The sequence below is a fragment of the Psychromicrobium silvestre genome, assembly GCF_013408295.1.
GTDB lineage: Bacteria > Actinomycetota > Actinomycetes > Actinomycetales > Micrococcaceae > Renibacterium > Renibacterium silvestre.
The window spans coordinates 1,003,338-1,019,556 of record NZ_JACBYQ010000001.1 but is presented as its reverse complement, the minus strand read 5'-3'; the positions used below and the strand labels follow the sequence as shown (position 1 = coordinate 1,019,556).

The window sequence follows — 16,219 nt, the reverse complement described above, 5'->3', positions numbered from 1 at the left end:
CCATCTACTTGCTCAAGAACATGCTGTCAGGAGCTGACGCCGAGATACGCACCATGCAGGAGCTTAGGATCGTCAAGCAGCGCCTTGGCAGCCCCCTGATAGGTGACCCTGCCGCCGGAGACCACCAGGGCGCCGTCGGCGATCTCTAGGGAGAGCTGAGCGAATTGCTCCACCATCAGCACCCCAACACCGGCTTCCGCGATATTCCGGATGATCGGAAGTAGCCGGAGGAACACCACGGGGGCGAGGCCCAGTGACATCTCGTCGATCAGCAGATACTTCGGCTTGGCCGCAAAAGCCCTGGCCAACACCACCATTTGTTGCTCTCCGCCGGAGAGCAAGCCGCTCGCGGAGTGCCGTCGTTTGGCCAATTCGGGGAAGAGCCCCAGCGCATTTTCCAGCTCCTCTGGCGACTTCGCGGTAAGTTCCAGGTTCTCCTGCACCGTGAGCGAGGGAAACACCGTGCGTCCTTGCTCCACGTGGACCAGGCCCAAGCGAGCCCGCTTAATCCGGGATAGCTTGCTCAACGGCACCTCATCGAGGGTGATACTCCCGGCGCTGTTCGTCACCACGCCGGAGACCGATTCCAGCAGACTGGTCTTACCGGCTCCGTTCGGCCCCACCAAGGCAAGTAGCTTGCCCGGCTCAACTCGGAGCGAAACTCCCGAGATCACCGGGCCGGAACCCCGGCTGACGGCAAGATTGTCCAGTATTAGCGCCTGTGTCATGTCGTCTCCAATTCACCCATATACGCGGCCATCACGGCAGGGTCGGAGAGCACCGACTCCTGATCGCCCGAGGCGATCACTTCGCCAAAGTTCAACACCACGAGCCGGCTACAGACCGCCCTGACCAGATCCAGATCGTGTTCGATCACGAGCAGGGAAGTGCCAAAGCGTTCGGGAACTCGGAGCAATTGCTGCCCGAAGGCTAGATGCTCCTCATGGGATAGACCCGCGGCCGGTTCGTCGAGCAGCAGGAGCTTAGGTTTGGCGGCAATATTGGCCGCCACCTCGATCAGCCTTCGGGTACCAACGTCCACCCGGGAAAGCTGCACACCGGGTGCAGGACAGCCGAAGAAATCCAGGATCTCTGCGATTTCCGATTCATTGGAACCGCCCCTGCTAATGAATCTGAGGTAGGCTCCCACGGTCAGGGTCGGGGGTACCCGATCCTGCTGGAAAGTTCGCCGCAAACCTCGCCGGGAACGCTGCACCGGTGATAGCCCGACGAGCGGGCTGCCGTCCAGCGAGATGCTGCCCTCGTGCTGCGGCAGGAAGCCGCTCAGCGCGTCCACCAAGGTGGACTTCCCGGCGCCATTGGGACCCATTAGCCCCGTGATTGAGCCGGCCGTCAAGCTCAACTGAACATCCTTGAGCGCGGAAACCTGACCAAAGGTGACGGAAAGGCCTTGCACGCTCAGCAAAGGTTTGGAATCTGGATCGACGACGACGGCCATCACCGGAGCACTTGGTCCGGTGAGGTTTGGGATGGGAGAGGATTCCGGAACAGACACCTTGTCGGTGAGCTTGGCCGGGAGCTTGCGTTGTTTGCGACGCCACCACCAGGAACGCAGGTCCTCACCCAGATTCGAGCCGGTGGTGAGTGACTGGATTCCGAGCAAGCCAAAGACCACAAACCCCCAATCCTGCGAAATGCCGAACTTCTTGAGCAGCTCCGGTACCAATACCCAGAGGATTCCGCCCAACACGGCCATATCGATCAAATAGGAGCCGGAAACAATGGCCAGAACATAGAGGGCCAGCGACTGGATGGTGGTGAAGCTAGTGGGGTAGACCAAGCCCACCTGACCGGAGAGCAAGGCTCCGCCAATACCGGCTAAGAAGGCGCTGGCCGCGAAGGCCGTCAGCTTGGCCACCGTCACGCTGGACCCAGCCGAGGCGGTGCCGCGTTCCGAAAAAGCTACTGATTTCCAGGCGCTACCCCAGGAACTCTTCTGCAGGAAAAAGACCAGCAGCGCGCACAACACCAGCACGATAATGGAGAAGAACAAATAACCGCGGTCACCATAAAAAGCGGCAGGCCTGGGTACCTGGACTCCACTGAGGGTGCCAGGAAACTGAATCTTACCCAGGGTGAGATCCGCGGCAGCGGCAAAACCGAGGGTCACCACGGCCAGGTTTACGCCACGCAAACGCAAGGCCGGTAGCCCGACGACGAGCCCGGCCACCGCTGCTGCCAAACCACCCAGCGGCAGCCAGAGAATGAGACCACCGGGGACTCCTGCCGTATTGAGCCAGGAGACCACCCAGGCGCCGATCGCCGCGAAGCTGAGTTGGCACAGCGCCATCATCCCGGCGCTTCCGGTCACCACGCCCAAGCCGAGCAGCGAGATCATCGCTACTACCGCCGTCGTACCTAAAAAGACTAGATAGCCGGGCAGGACATAGCTTAGTAGCCAGCCCAGCAGCACGCTGGCCACGGCGAACAGGATGGTCCGGCGTGGCCCGGCACGGAAGAGAACATTAGCGCGCAACATCCCAGACCTCCTTTCGTTGGGTCCACAGCAAGAAGGCAACAATGATCAGGAAAGGTACCCAGTTGCGCAGGATGGAAAGCTGTTCAAACTGCGCTAAAGCGCCCTGCAAGACGCCCAGAAGTAAACCGCCGAGCACCGCGAGGTCCAGCCTCTTGAAGCCACCCAGCAGTGCCGCAGCCGAGGCCGGGACGATGATAAAAGAAAGCGAGATCGGATCATTGGTCTGAGTAGGAGCCACGATGGAGATGGCCACCGTGCAGATCAGACCGGTGGCCACCCAGACAGCAACAGAGAGGCTTTTGGCCGGGACACCCAGGAGCTCTGCGGTAGTGGGTCGTTCGGAGAGCGCCCGCAGCCGGATTCCGATGCTGCTCTTGGTGAGCAGCAGCCGACAAGCCACCGCCACCACGACGGCCAGGATTACCATCACCACGGTGACCTGGGTGATCACCACCTCGCCAACCGAGAAGGCTGGACCGGCCAGCAAGGGCCGGAAATTCTTCGGCTTACTGCCGAAGACAATGAACGACAACGAGATCAGCAACAGCAGAGAGGCCACCGAAACCGCCGAACGGCGGCTGGTATCGGCTTCCGGAAGCCAGAGCGCTATTATCCAGCCGATTAGGCCGGAGAGTAGCGCGCCGACGGCGATCCCGCAGAGCGTCGCGGCCCATTGAGGTAGCCCCCATTCGGCGATCAGCACGGCGGAGTATGCACCGAACATGCCGATCGCCACCTGGGAAAAATTCACTACCCGGACCAGCCGGGACATCAAGGTCAGACAGACCGCGATGACCGCGTAGAGGCCTCCGGCGGCCAATCCGGCCAGGGCGCCTTGAAGCATGGGACTCCTTAGGGTGTGGCGGTGAGCTTCGGTCTATTTCTGTAAGAGCCAGTTATTCGCGGCTTTGACCCAGGCTCCGTTCTCCAGCTTGACCGGCCAAACCCCGGTGCTGGAGTTGTGCTTATCGGCGGTGCCGAAAACATAGGGAGTGCCCACCATGGGGTTGCTAATCGGCTTCATATCCTTGAGCGCCTGGGTCACCGAGGCTCGGGTGATATCACCGGAGATGCCCTGCAATACCTCGACAAAGTACTTCGCGGCTAGGTAACCACCCTGCGCGAAGGAGGTCAGCGGGATGTTCTTCGAGGTCATCAACTCGCGCCAGTCCTTATTGGCCGATTCATTCGGGTCTGTGTACGGCGCGAATTCGGCCGGAACATAGACTCCGTTGCCTACCTTGCCAGCGGCTTGTGCGAACTGCTCACTGTAGGTCGAGGTGAGGAACAGCCAGGTGACATCCGTGAAGCCTTGAGCCTCGGCAGCCTTGAGCATGCCCAGACCGTCCGGCTCGGTGGCGTTGATGTAGACAGCCTTGCAACCGGCGTTCTTCGCCTTGATCACTTGCGGGGTGTAGTCGGGGCTGCCGTAGGGCACGCTGTCATCGAGGAAGAGTAGGTCCTTGCCGGTCTTTTTCTTCCAGTTGTCGATGGCTGCCTTATAGGCAGGTCCGGTGGCTCCGGCGATCTCCAGGAAACCGCAGATCTTATCCAGGCCCAGAGTCTCTGAACCGTAGGTCAAGGTCATCTCGGTGTCCAAGAAGGGGCCGACGTTGACCGGGGAAACTGCGGGGGAGCTGAAGCAGGCCTGGTCCACTCCGGTGCCCTGAATGGAGAGGATCCCGTTCTGCTGGTAGTACTTGGCGTTCACATCGCAGTCCAAAAGACTAGCCGAACCGACAAGAGCAACCGCATTTTTGGATTCCACCACATCCCGTGCGGACTGCGCGGCCGTGGCCGGATCTCCCTTGTCATCGGTGATGGTGTAGTTGATTTTCCTACCCTTAATGCCGCCGGCGGCGTTCACCTGATCGAAGACGGCCTGTGCGGCCTGAGAGGCCTCGGGGAAGGTAGCTCCGCCGCTGAGCGCGTTCACCGAGCCGACCACAATGTCGCCACCGCTTGAGGTGTTATTGGCGGAATTATTGCTATTGGTATCCTCGCCGCAGGCGGCAAGCAAAAGGACGCCTGCCGCTGCCAAGGCGGCGAGCTGAATGGTGCGATTCTTCATCATCTAACCTCTCGAAGTTCGATGGAGCGTGGAGTGCGAAAGCTGGTGCCGCCGCCATGACTGTCACCCCCCCAGGGATAGTCACGGTCATAGCGAATACGACTCAGCGTAGGGTTACTGCGCTATGGAGCTCTTGTCTGCGGGTGAACAGCAGTTGTCCCTCCCGGCACATGTGTCCTCGATCACACCGTTCTTCCAAAATCGTCAACAGCTGTGCGCAGTTGACCAAGAAGACCGCTCACGATCGCTCCTAAGCTCGATTGAAGAAGAAGTGGTCTGGACTCGGAAAGCGAAGAAGGAGTAAAGGATGCAAGACGAAGAGTGGAAGAGCTACGAAGAGTTCGCCGACGGCATTGACACCTTTCGCTTGGCGAACGCCGATCTGAGCGGTAGCAGGCTCGACGTCGAGCTAGATTCGACCGGCTCGGTAGAGATTGATTTCCTCGACGCCAGCCGGGCTCGTTGGAAAGCGAGTCTTGGCGGGAACAGTTATCAGGCCGAGGCCGGAGACTACGACGCGGTGGAGGTCCGCTCCGGGGTGCTCTTCGTGAATCTGCCACTGGGCCTGAGTAGCGTCACCTTGGTGTTCTCGCGAAATACCGGCCGGGTGATTGTTACCGAGTCCAGAATCGGCGAGCGGCAAGAAGCCGGCGTTCCCCGAGTGCTGCAGAGCTTCCATGCCGCACAGTTGCGCGGGGTGGAAATCAGCGGAGCAGCCCCAGAACCGTCCCGGGATTTGATCGGGCAGCGAAATGTCTATCGTTACAGCCCCAGTCACCTCTATGAACACGTCTATATCTCCTCGCAGCGCTACGCTTGGCAGTGCCTGGAAGGTGTGCAACGTGGGCACGGAGATATGGATCTTTCCACGGTGTGGAAGCTGGAGGAGGGCCTTTACCTGTTCTGTTTCCGCGAGTTCCGGATCCCGGTGGCGAGCGTTTGGCTACATGATCTGGGCTATCAACTCCGCACCACCGGGGTATTCCTTGGGCTCAATGTCGAGGGCGGCGCTGAGCACTCGCGCGGTGGCGGACATATCTACCCGCTAGGCTCGGTACGCTATCCCGACGCCCAACCGGTTTAGACCCGTCCCTTCAACAACAGTAAAGGAAGAATAATGACAAGCAATCTGGAGATCGTCAGCGCACACTATGCGGCTTCGGCTCGCGGAGACTTGGCCGGTATGCTGGCCCCGCTTGCTGCGGATACCGCCTGGACGGAGGCAGCCGGGTTCCCCTGCGCAGGAACCTATATCGGTCCGGAAGCGGTGGCAGAGAATGTGTTTGCCGCGCTCGCCAAGGACTGGGACGGTTATGCCTTTGATCTGGAGCGATTGCTCGACGCCGGGGAACGGATTGTTGGGGTCGGCACCTATCGCGGTACGCACCGGGTGACCGGGAAGTCCTTTACCGCCAGGGTGGTACACCTGTGGTATCTGGAGGACGGCGTGGTGCGAACCTTCGAACAGGTGGTAGATAGCGTGCCGGTGGTCGAGGCCGCTCAGACGTTGCCGTTGCGGTAATTACTCGGGGATTCCCCGAAGGCCGTCCGGAAGATCCGGCTGAAATGTGCGGCATCGATAAACCCCCAGCGGGAAGCGATAGCCGCTACCGGACGGTGCTGATGAATGGGATCCCGCAGATCCCGGCGGCAGTGCTCCAGCCTCCGGGTGCGGATCCAATGTGCCACCGTTGTTCCTTCGGACTGGAACAAGTTATGCAGATGCCGGGTGGAGATGAAATGCTCCGTGGCGATGGCGGCCGGACTGAGCTCGGGATCGCCCAGGTGCACTTCGATGAAGTCCCGAATCTTGTTCACCAATGCGCGGTGTGGATTGTCCGAAGTCTCTCGACCGAGGTTGAGCTCGGCCGCGAACATCGTGGTGACCAGATCCAAGGCATTGTGCGCCATCCGCAGCCCACTGGCTCCGGAGAGCTGGTCGAGGTTCTCGGTGAGCTGCACCAAGAAGGGGCTAATCATCTTGCCTAGGCCGCTGTTCCCGGCCATTCGCACCGCCGTGAGCTGGCCCACGGTATCGACCGGTAACTCGATCAGATCGTGCGGGAACATCAGCACCATGGAGCGGAAGTCGTCGTCGAAAATCAGCGAATAGGGCCGGTGCGTATCGTAAACGGCAAGATCGCCCGGCACCAGAACTGCTTCCCGATTATCCTGGATCAGCATTCCGGTGCCAGAGATCTGCAGGGAGAGTTTGAAGTACATCCGATCCGAGCGAGAGATCAGGTGCGGAGTGCGGAAAACGGTATGACCCTTGGCCGTGACCTCGACAATGGACACCTCGTCGAGCACCCGAGAGCGCATTCTGCCCTGGAATTGATCCGGATTCTCGGTAGTTACATCCAACGGCACAAAGGATTCGGTGACCAGACGTTGCCACTGTGGAAAGTCTCGGGCGATGGAGGTGTGCACTCCGGATCCGCGCGAATCGGCCGGGCCAGCGGCCATCGGAGTTTCGGCAATCGAGGTCATGGCCTACCTTTCGGACAAAAGGGCAAAGCGCTGATCTGTTCCCGTGATCAGCATTCCCACACCCCAGTTCTGTAACGCAGATCACCTATCCATCAAAACTACTCCCTTCGGAGCCGCGGCTCCACTTCTTTGAGCCGCTGTGCCGGGATAGTCAACTGCTGTTCCCTCACGGGCAAAGCGCACTTCCGAGTCATTGGCAGGATGAAGGGACGTCTTGGGAAGGAGCAAAGGTGGAATTGGGTCTCACCGGGAAAACGGTGATCGTCTCTGGTGCCGCGTCCGGGATCGGCCGGGCTTGCGCCCGCGCCTTTGCCGAGGAAGGGGCAAATCTTGCCCTGATCGATATCGACGAGCGGGCCGGAAGCGCACTGGAGCGGGAACTGGCGGCCGCGGTGCCGTGCATCTTCATCTCCGCTGATATGACCAACGATATCGAGGTGGCGGCGGCAGTGGACTCGATTGCGGGTTCCTTTGGCGGCATCGATATAGCCATCGGATCTGCCGGTATCTCCGGCCCTTTCGGGCTGGGCTTCGAGGATATTTCCGCCGCCGAGTTTTCTCGGGTGATGGAGGTCAATGTGCTCGGTCAGTTTCTTTTGGCACGGCAGACCGCCAAGTACTTGCGTGCTTCCGATGCCGGTTCGCTGATCTTCATTGCCTCCGATTCGAGCTTCGTCGCGGCACCTGGGATGGTGCCCTACAACGCTTCGAAGGGCGCGGTGCTGCAACTCACCCGGGCGCTTTCGGTGGAATTGAGCCCGAGCGGGGTCAGGGTCAATTGCGTCTGCCCCTCCATCGTGGACACCCCGATGGCGCGCGCCGATCTGGATATTTCGCTGGATTCGCTGGATCTTATTGATTTTCCCGTGCAGCGCCCGGAGCAGGTGGCCAATCACGTCTTGTATCTGGCCTCTAGTTGCTCGGCTCCGGTGAACGGGACCAGCTTGGTCTCCGATTTCGGTTATCTGGCGAAATCTTCCTTTCCGGCTTGAACCCGTTATTTTTCCCCGAATACCCAGGAGCAATCATGAACACTCCCGCAGAACAGCCGCAGCAACTGCACGGCAAACATCACGGCAAGGTGGTGTTGATCACCGGTGGCGGCACCGGAATCGGTGCGGCAATCGCGCAGCGGCTCGCCCAAGAAGGAGCCCAGCTGGTGCTCGCCGGCCGACGACAGGCTCCGCTCGATGCGGTGGCCGGGCCGCTTTCGGCACTAGCCATCGTGGCCGATATGTCCGATTCCAAGCAGGCTCGTTCGGTCGTGCAGCAAGCCGTGGCTACCTATGGCCGGCTCGACGCCGTGGTGGCTAATGCGGGTGGGCATGGTTTTGCGGCGGTTGCCGATACCGATGACGAAGCCTGGCAGGCGAGCCTGACCGCCAACCTCGGCACCGCCTTCGTCACCCTGAGGGAAGCGCTCGGTCAGTTGATCGAGAACCGGGGGAGCGCCGTCGTCATCTCATCCCTGGCAGGCCTTTTCGCCGGACCCAAGGTGGCCGGCTATACCGTGGGCAAACACGCCCTGATTGGGCTGACCAAATCCCTGGCACGGGACTATGGACAGCACGGAGTGCGGGTCAACACACTCTGCCCGGGCTGGGTGAAGACGCCGATGGCGGACGCCGAAATGGATGAATTCGCCGCCGCCACCGGCATTGCCAGCAGGGAGGAAGGTTACCGCACGGTGACCGCCAATGTACCGCTGCGGCGGGCAGCAGAGCCCGCGGAGATGGCTTCCATCGTGAGCTTCCTGGCCTCCGAGGAAGCCTCCTATATCACCGGCGCCACCATCGTGGCAGATGGTGGCGCCCATGTGGTGGACCTGCCCACGGTGGCCTTTGAAGCGCTCTGATTACGCTTTCTTCGACCTATTCGACGCTTAGCGAGGCGCCTCTGGTTTCCTTGACCAGGCTGACTCCGATGATCGAGATGACACAGAGACCGATCATGTAGAGCGCGATGCTGCCGGACCATTTTGTGGTGTCCAGCAACCACTGAGAGAGCAGCGGCGCGAAGGCGCCGCCCAGGATCGCGCCGAGCGCATAGCCGATGGAGACCCCGGAGTAACGCACCTGGACCGGGAACATCTCGGCGTAGAGCGCTGACATCGGACCGTAGGAGAGACCCAGGCCGAAGCCCATCACCACCACGGCGAGCAGGAAAAGCCAGACATTGGTGGTGTCAATCAGCAAGAACATCGGGATCATCCAGACGATCAGTGCCAGATAGCCGATCTGGAAGGTACGCACCCGGCCGATTCGGTCCGAGAGAGAGCCACCGTACATTGAAAATGCCAGCCAACTCAGTGCCCCGACCATCACAATGACCAGCACCGTGCCGGTCTGCATTTTGAGGGTTTTGGTGGCGTAAGAGGAGAAGAACGCGATCAGCAGATAGCCCACCGCATTGTTGCCAATGAAAATCAGCGCGGTCAGGATGACCTGCTTGGTGTTGCCGCGGAACAGCTGGACGAGCGGCGCGGAGGACTCCCGACGGCGTTTGGCGAGTTCGGTGAAAACCGGGCTTTCTGCGACGGCTCGGCGGATCACATAGCCAATGGCGATCAACACCACCGAGATCAGAAACGGAATCCGCCAACCCCAAGCAAGATACTGTTCCTTGCCCATCGTGGCGTTCAGAATAAAGATCACCGAAGAAGCCAAAACCAGGCCGACCGGAACGCCAATCTGCGGATATGACCCCCAGATTCCGCGCTTGGCCGTCGGCGCGTGCTCCACGGCCATCAGGGCCGCGCCACCCCATTCGCCGCCTGCTGAGAAGCCTTGCAGAACCCGGAGCAGGGTGAGTAGCAGCGGAGCCCAGACGCCAATCTGAAGATAGGTGGGGAGTACGCCGATCAGGGCCGTTGAAGCGCCCATCATGATCAGCGTGAGCACCAGCATGGCTTTGCGCCCCACCCGATCACCCAAATGCCCTGCTACGATCGCGCCGAGTGGGCGGAACAGGAAGGAAATGCCCACTGAAGCCCAAGAAAATAACTGAGCGACCGGGGAATCGGCCGGGCCCAGCGGCGCGAAATAGAGCTGGGCGAAGACCAGCCCAGCGGCCTGGGCGTAAATGAAGAAGTCGTACCACTCAATGGTGGTGCCAACCAGGGTTCCGGCCAGCACCTTGCGGTCTGCCCCGGACATTCTTTTAGCAGTGATTGCGGTATTGCTCATCTGAACTCCTTTGTTCGTCTAGATGGAAAGGATCTGAAGCCCCAACCCGGCGTAGCGGCTTTCGGCAGGGCTTTCGCTAAAGCTGTTGCCCCAGTTTGAAACCGACTTCCTCACCGGGTTCTTCGGATTCACCGGCTTGGCGGGTGTAGGAGAAACCGTCCGCCCCAACGGTTACCGCCATTTCGGATTTATCTTCGCGGATCACCACGGGTTGTGGGTTTCCGTCGAGGTCCAGAACCGGTGAGGCCTCGGTGTACCAACTGGGCACGACTGGATTCCCCCACCAGTCGCGGCGCTGATTATCGTGTACATCCCAGGTGACAGTTGGATTGTCCGGGTCCCCGGTGTAGTAGTCCTGGGTATAGATCTCCACCCGGTGCCCATCGGGGTCCAGGATGTAGAGGTAGAAGGCATTGGACACTCCGTGCCTGCCGGGACCACGTTCGATCCGGTCCGAGATGCGCAGTGCACCCATCTTGTCGCAGATCTGAATAATGTTGTGCTTCTCGTGGGTGGAGAAGGCGATGTGATGCATTCGTGGGCCATCGCCCCCGGTCAGTGCGGTGTCGTGCACCGTCTGCTTACGGTACATCCAGGCAGCGTAGGTGACGCCGTCGGAATCCTTAATATCCTCGGAGACCTTGAAGCCCAGCTCCTCAAGATAGGCCCGGCCCTTCGGCACATCCGGGGTGACCTGGTTGAAGTGATCCAGCCGCACCAATTCACCGGCGTTGTAGAGGTCGTAGCGCTGGGTGAGCCGCTCCACGTGCTCGGTTTCGTAGAAGAACTCATAGGGGAAGCCCAGCGGGTCCTGCACCCGGACCGAGTCGCCGATGCCTTTGACGAAGCCATCACGACGGCGTTCAGTCCGGCAACCGCGCGCAGCGTACCAAGCCTCGGCGCGGTCCACATCCTCGGGAGTCCGCACCCGATAGGCAAAGGCCGCTGCCGCAGCCACCGGCCCCTTGCGGAGCACCAGATTGTGATGGATGAACTCCTCGAAGGATCGTAGGTAGATAGCCTCCTCGTCCTCCTCGGTGACATGCAGACCCAGCACATCGACGTAGAACGCACGTGAGGCGGCCAGATCGGTCACGACGAGTTCCAGATAGGCGCAACGGACAATATCCGGGGCCGGTAGTGGCTGAACAACGTTGTTCATCGGGTCTCTCCAAACTGTGTTGCCCCGAAACGGGGTGTGTGTACGGCACCGAGCGTGATGTGCACGGCTTGCTGATCGGTATAGAAGTCAATCGAACGGTAGCCACCCTCATGGCCCAGGCCGGAGGATTTCACCCCGCCGAAGGGAGTGCGTAGATCGCGAACATTATGTGAGTTGAGCCAGACCATGCCGGCCTCCACACTCTGCGCAAAGTTGTGTGCCCTGGTCAGGTCCTGGGTCCAGATATAAGCGGCCAGGCCGTACTTCACCCCATTGGCCAATTGCAGGGCTTCCTCGTCGGTATCGAAGGGGGTGATAGCCACCACCGGGCCGAAGATTTCCTCCTGGAAGATCCGAGCTTCGGGTGCCACATCCGCGAAGACCGTGGGGGAGACGTAGCTGCCGTTCTCCTGACCGGCGGGCAGGTTCTCCGGCCGTCCTCCACCGGCCAACAATCGGCCTTCGGACTTGCCGATTTCTACATAGGACATCACCTTGGCGTAGTGCTCCGGGTGCACCAAGGCGCCGACCTCGGTGGCCGGATCATGGGGATCACCCACCACGATGTTCTTGGCTCTGGCCGCATAGTGCTCGCAGAATTCGTCATAGATACCGCGCTGTACCAGAATGCGTGAACCGGCGGTGCAGCGTTCCCCGTTGAGCGAAAAGACGCCAAACAGGGTCGAATCAATGGCGGCATCCAGATCAGCATCCTCGAAAATCACTGCCGGGGACTTGCCGCCGAGCTCCATCGAGAGTCCCTTGAGGTTCGCGGCGGCATTGCGGAAGATGGTCTGGCCGGTAGTGGTCTCCCCGGTGAAGGAAATCAGCGGCACCTCCGGGTGCTTGACCAGTGCGTCTCCAGCCTCTTCGCCGAGGCCGTTGACCAAGTTGAATACGCCGTCGGGCAAGCCAGCGTCCTTGAAAATGGTTGCCCAGAGGCTGGCCGAAAGCGGGGTGAATTCGGCGGGCTTGAGCACCACGGTGTTTCCGGTGGCCAGCGCGGGTGCGAGCTTCCAGGATTCCAGCATGAACGGGGTATTCCAGGGTGTGATCAACCCGGCTACACCGATGGGCTTGCGGTTGACGTAGTTGATCTGCGCGCCCGGCACCTTCATGGCATCGTCGAACTGAGCCACGATGAGGTCCGCGAAGAACCTGAAGTTCTCTGCCGCCCGTAGCGCCTGGCCACGAGCCTGCTTGATCGGCAGACCGGTATCGAAGGTCTCCAGTTCGGCCAGCCGATCCTCCTGCGCCTCCACGGCGTCGGCGATCTTATTCAAGACGCTCGCTCGCTCCCGAGGTTTCATCTTCGGCCAAGGACCGTTCAGGAAGGCTTCCCGGGCTGCCGCGACAGCAGCGTCGATATCCTCTTTCTGCCCGGCGGCAGCCGTGGTGTAAGTGGTATTGGAAACCGGGTCCAGCACCTCGAAGGTTGCGCCGCTCAAAGAATCGACGAATTCCCCGTTGATATAGTGCTGAATCTTCTCCGGAAGATTCTCGGGTACGTAATGCTGGCTCATGCCCTTGCCTCCTGAGTGCTCGTCTGAACATTCTCCGAAGCGCTACCGACCGGGGTCAGATACTCTTTGCCCGCCTCCAGCAGCGATTCAATGGTTTTCAATCCCTTCTCGGTGGGCCGGATCAGTGGCGGTCGAACGTAGTCGGAAGCGATCAGACCCTGCCTGGCCATCAGCCATTTGGCCGGGGCTGGATTGGTCTCGGCGAAGAGCAGATCAACCAGCGGATGCACTCCGTAGTGGATGCGCTGAGCGGTCTCCAGATCACCTTCGATCCAGGCGTTGTACATATCTGCGGATGCTTTCGGGGCGATATTGGCCAATGCGGAGATGAAACCGACGCCCCCCAGCGCCATCAGTGGCAGGCAAAGTAGCTCGATGCCGCTCCAGACCAGCAGATCCTTACTCTTTCCTGCCCCCCGGGCAAGGTGCAGCACCCGGGAGAAGTGTTCAAAGTCCTTGGTGGTTTCCTTGATCCCCACGATGTTCTCGAAATCGCGGAACAACCTGGCCACCGTCTCCGGCGCGATGTCCACCGCGGTACGCGAGGGTACGTTGTAAATAATGAACGGCATTTGCGGGAATTCGCGGGCAATCGTGGCGTACCACTGATAGAGCGCTTCCTGGGTGGGCCTGGCGTAGTACGGGGTGATGATCATCGAAGCATCCACCCCGGCATCCACGGCCACCTGGGTCAGCTCCAGCGTTTCGGGCAGCTCAGCGGTGCCGGTACCGGCCAGGAAGGGCACCCGATTATCGACGGCGGCGGCTACCGTGCGGATGGCCTCGGCTCGCTCTGCCACGGACTGCGCACCGGGCTCGCCGGTAGAACCGCCAATGGTCACGCCGTGTGAACCGGAGGCGATCTGCCATTCGACCATAGCTCGCAAGGAATCGTGGTCAACGGCGCCCACTGTCCTGGGGTCGCTGGCATCTGAGTCGGTAAAGGGAGTGAACATAGCGGCAAAGGAGCCGCGCAAATGGGCGGCCGGATCAGAACGGAATTTCACTAGATGGTCTCCTTCGGTGCGGTCTGCAAATAGGCGTATAAAGTGGTGGTGCGGTGCGCGCGGGCGGCGCGTTCGACGTCGTCGGCACTGGCTTTGTTTTCAATCAGCCGGAGCAACTCATCGTGTTCTTGTACCGATTGGGCGGCCCGGCCGGGAATGTAATTGAAGGTTGAGCTGCGTAGCGCGTTCAGCCGGTTCCAGCCGCGATTGACCAGATCCAGCAGGTGCGGATTGGGGCATTGCCGGTACAGCACCTGATGGAAATCGTGGTTGAGCGCGGTGAACCGGACCGGGTCCAGATTCGCCAGGCTCTCCTTCATGGCCTCGTTCAGTCGGTGTGCCTCGGCGATCTCTTCTACACCCAAGCTAGGCAGCGAGAGTGCGGTCGCCGCCGCTTCGACAATGCTCAGAGTTTGCATGGTGTTGAAGTATTCAACCGGGTCAATGCCGATCACGGTGGCACCGACATTGCGCTCGAAACGGAGTAGTTGCTCTGCCTCCAAGCGTCGGATGGCCTCTCGAACCGGGACCACACTGACCCCGAGGTCCTCGGCGATCCGGCTAAGTACCAATCGGTGACCGGGGGAGTAACTACCGGAGAGAATTCGGTCCTTGAGCACCGCATAGGCGCGCTCAGACTTGCTACCGCTCTCGGCGTCTATCACGGTATTTAGCGCGCCGCCCAAGCCACTGCTCAAGACAGGGGGTTCTTCTGGGACCATGCCAGGTACTCCTGCTTCCATGAGGCGTTCATCGGGTAGAGCCCATCCACGCTGTGGCCTTCGCGAACCTTCGCGGCGATAAAGGCCTCTTCGTGTTCTTGTTGCAGAGAGTCATTCGCGAGTTCCTCGGCCAGGGCCGGTGGGATCACCAGGATGCCGTCGGCGTCGGCCACGATAATGTCGCCGGGTTGCACGGTGCTGCCGCCGCAGGCAATGGTTTCATCGACCGCCCAGGGCACGTGTTTTCGGCCTAACACGGCAGGATGCGGATTGGCGGCGTAGACCGGGATCTCCAACTCCGCCACCGCGGTGTAGTCGCGGACGCCGCCGTCGGTCACGATTCCGGCCGCACCGTTGTGCATGGCGCGCAGGGCCAAGATGTCGCCCAGGGTTCCGGTGCCCTTCTCGCCGCGAGCCTCCATCACCAGCACCTCACCCGCTTTGAGCGTGTCAATGGCTCGTTTCTGTGCGTTGTAGCCGCCGCCGAACTCCTTGAACAGGTCTTCTCGGTTCGGCACATAGCGCAGGGTCCGGGCGGTGCCGACCACTTTCTCACCGGGTCGGGTGGGAGTGAGACCGTCGATGGAGACATTATTGAAGCCTCGTTTGCGCAACTGAGAACTCAGTGTGGCGGTGGCTACCTTGCGCAGTTTGGCTTCAAGCTCTGACGTGAGTAACTTCTCCGGCTTTGCTACCTGTTCTGCTGCTGGAATGCCCCAGGCCTCGGCGTGCTGCAGCTCGTCGGTTTTTGGCTGGGCACCGAAATCCGCCAGCGGTACCGAGCTCTGCACGACGGCGGTGCGCAGCCTACCGGTGGACAGTTCTGTTGCGGACGGGTCGCCGGCGCTGACCTCGATTTCGACGACGTCACCCGGCACCGCAACGGAAGCCCCGGCAGGAGTGCCGGTCAGGATCACATCTCCCGGTTCCAGGGTGATCAACTGGCTCAGGTCCGCGATGAGTTGGCTGAAGGGGAAGAGCAGGGTGGTGGTGTCGTCGTCTTGGACCAGTTCACCGTTGAGCCAGGTCTGGATTCTTAGCTGCTGTGGGTCAAGATCGGCCGCGGGGAGTAGGGCAGGGCCGAGCGGGGTGAAACCGTCACCGCCCTTGGAGCGCAGATTCGAACCCTTATCGGCGTAGCGGAGGTCGTAGACGCCGAGGTCATTGCTGGCGGTTACCCATTGCACGTGTTTCCAGGCGTTTTCGGGGGAAACTCGGCGGGCTGGAGCGCCGATGATTAGGGCAATTTCCCCCTCGAATCCGAGTAACTCGCAACCCGCAGGCCGTTCAACCTGGCCGGAAAGGCTCAGCGAGCTGCTCGGCTTGAGGAAGTAGGAGGGGAGTTGTGGAGTTCGGCCGCGTTGGGCCGCACGGGAGGGGTAATTGATGTGCACGGCAATGACCTTGCCCGCGGAACGGAGGGTGGTTTCATCGGCCTGTCGCATCATTGCACTCCCAGTGATCTAAATCAGATATGAAATCGTATACGATTCAGAATACGGGCGTGATGCACGCCACGTCAAGACCCTCGCAAATTACCGCCGAGTGTGGAGATCTGC

General features: G+C 60.6%; 15 protein-coding genes. 4 read left to right on the top strand and 11 right to left on the bottom strand.

Translation table 11 applies throughout. From position 1 onward, the window contains the following. Positions 1-26 precede the first annotated feature (26 nt). The 4 genes from FHU41_RS04790 to FHU41_RS04775 are packed head-to-tail and all read right to left on the bottom strand — an operon-like array spanning position 27 to position 4,571. On the bottom strand, positions 27-728 hold the full coding sequence (locus FHU41_RS04790; protein WP_179388460.1) for an ABC transporter ATP-binding protein: 702 nt from the start codon (positions 726-728) through the stop codon (positions 27-29). Continuing rightward, positions 725-2,500 (bottom strand): branched-chain amino acid ABC transporter ATP-binding protein/permease, encoded by a 1,776-nt coding sequence (locus FHU41_RS04785; RefSeq protein ID WP_179388459.1) that lies wholly within the window; start codon positions 2,498-2,500, stop codon positions 725-727. The genes FHU41_RS04790 and FHU41_RS04785 overlap by 4 nt, the downstream gene beginning before the upstream one ends. Then, positions 2,487-3,344: an ABC transporter permease subunit gene (locus tag FHU41_RS04780; RefSeq protein WP_179388458.1), complete on the bottom strand. Its 858-nt coding sequence runs from the start codon at positions 3,342-3,344 to the stop codon at positions 2,487-2,489. Before FHU41_RS04780 ends, FHU41_RS04785 begins: the two co-directional genes overlap by 14 nt. Positions 3,345-3,377: 33 nt before the next feature. Beyond that, entirely contained in the window at positions 3,378-4,571 is a 1,194-nt protein-coding gene (locus tag FHU41_RS04775; RefSeq protein ID WP_179388457.1) for an ABC transporter substrate-binding protein, read from the bottom strand. A 307-nt stretch (positions 4,572-4,878) separates the two neighbouring features. On the opposite strand from FHU41_RS04775, the gene FHU41_RS04770 reads away from it, so the two are divergent. Continuing rightward, positions 4,879-5,655, top strand: a complete 777-nt coding sequence (locus tag FHU41_RS04770; RefSeq protein WP_179388456.1) for a MoaF C-terminal domain-containing protein — start codon at positions 4,879-4,881, stop codon at positions 5,653-5,655. A 33-nt stretch (positions 5,656-5,688) separates the two neighbouring features. Next, on the top strand, positions 5,689-6,093 hold the full coding sequence (locus FHU41_RS04765) for a nuclear transport factor 2 family protein (RefSeq protein WP_179388455.1): 405 nt from the start codon (positions 5,689-5,691) through the stop codon (positions 6,091-6,093). Here the strand turns inward: FHU41_RS04765 and FHU41_RS04760 are convergent. Beyond that, positions 6,072-7,037, bottom strand: coding sequence for an AraC-like ligand-binding domain-containing protein (locus tag FHU41_RS04760; RefSeq protein ID WP_179389132.1), 966 nt, complete (start codon positions 7,035-7,037; stop codon positions 6,072-6,074). The genes FHU41_RS04765 and FHU41_RS04760 overlap by 22 nt on opposite strands. Before the next feature lie 254 nt (positions 7,038-7,291). On the opposite strand from FHU41_RS04760, the gene FHU41_RS04755 reads away from it, so the two are divergent. Further along, positions 7,292-8,053, top strand: a complete 762-nt coding sequence (locus FHU41_RS04755) for an SDR family oxidoreductase (RefSeq protein WP_179388454.1) — start codon at positions 7,292-7,294, stop codon at positions 8,051-8,053. Positions 8,054-8,088: 35 nt separating this feature from the next. Continuing rightward, entirely contained in the window at positions 8,089-8,916 is an 828-nt protein-coding gene (locus tag FHU41_RS04750) for an SDR family NAD(P)-dependent oxidoreductase (protein WP_179388453.1), read from the top strand. 16 nt (positions 8,917-8,932) lie between these two features. On the opposite strand, the gene FHU41_RS04745 is transcribed toward FHU41_RS04750, so the two are convergent. From FHU41_RS04745 to FHU41_RS04720, 6 genes are all read right to left on the bottom strand, one after another. Continuing rightward, positions 8,933-10,246, bottom strand: coding sequence for an MFS transporter (locus FHU41_RS04745; protein ID WP_179388452.1), 1,314 nt, complete (start codon positions 10,244-10,246; stop codon positions 8,933-8,935). 76 nt (positions 10,247-10,322) lie between these two features. Further along, positions 10,323-11,408, bottom strand: a complete 1,086-nt coding sequence (hpaD, locus tag FHU41_RS04740) for a 3,4-dihydroxyphenylacetate 2,3-dioxygenase (RefSeq protein WP_179388451.1) — start codon at positions 11,406-11,408, stop codon at positions 10,323-10,325. Next, positions 11,405-12,931, bottom strand: a complete 1,527-nt coding sequence (hpaE, locus tag FHU41_RS04735) for a 5-carboxymethyl-2-hydroxymuconate semialdehyde dehydrogenase (RefSeq protein ID WP_179388450.1) — start codon at positions 12,929-12,931, stop codon at positions 11,405-11,407. Before hpaE ends, hpaD begins: the two co-directional genes overlap by 4 nt. Next, on the bottom strand, positions 12,928-13,938 hold the full coding sequence (gene dapA / locus FHU41_RS04730) for a 4-hydroxy-tetrahydrodipicolinate synthase (RefSeq protein WP_179388449.1): 1,011 nt from the start codon (positions 13,936-13,938) through the stop codon (positions 12,928-12,930). The genes hpaE and dapA overlap by 4 nt, the downstream gene beginning before the upstream one ends. Continuing rightward, positions 13,938-14,660, bottom strand: a complete 723-nt coding sequence (locus FHU41_RS04725) for a GntR family transcriptional regulator (protein WP_179388448.1) — start codon at positions 14,658-14,660, stop codon at positions 13,938-13,940. Before FHU41_RS04725 ends, dapA begins: the two co-directional genes overlap by 1 nt. Beyond that, positions 14,633-16,105 carry a fumarylacetoacetate hydrolase family protein gene (locus FHU41_RS04720; RefSeq protein WP_179389131.1) on the bottom strand — a complete coding sequence of 491 codons (1,473 nt, stop codon included), beginning with the start codon at positions 16,103-16,105 and terminating at the stop codon, positions 14,633-14,635. Before FHU41_RS04720 ends, FHU41_RS04725 begins: the two co-directional genes overlap by 28 nt. Positions 16,106-16,219 lie beyond the last annotated feature (114 nt).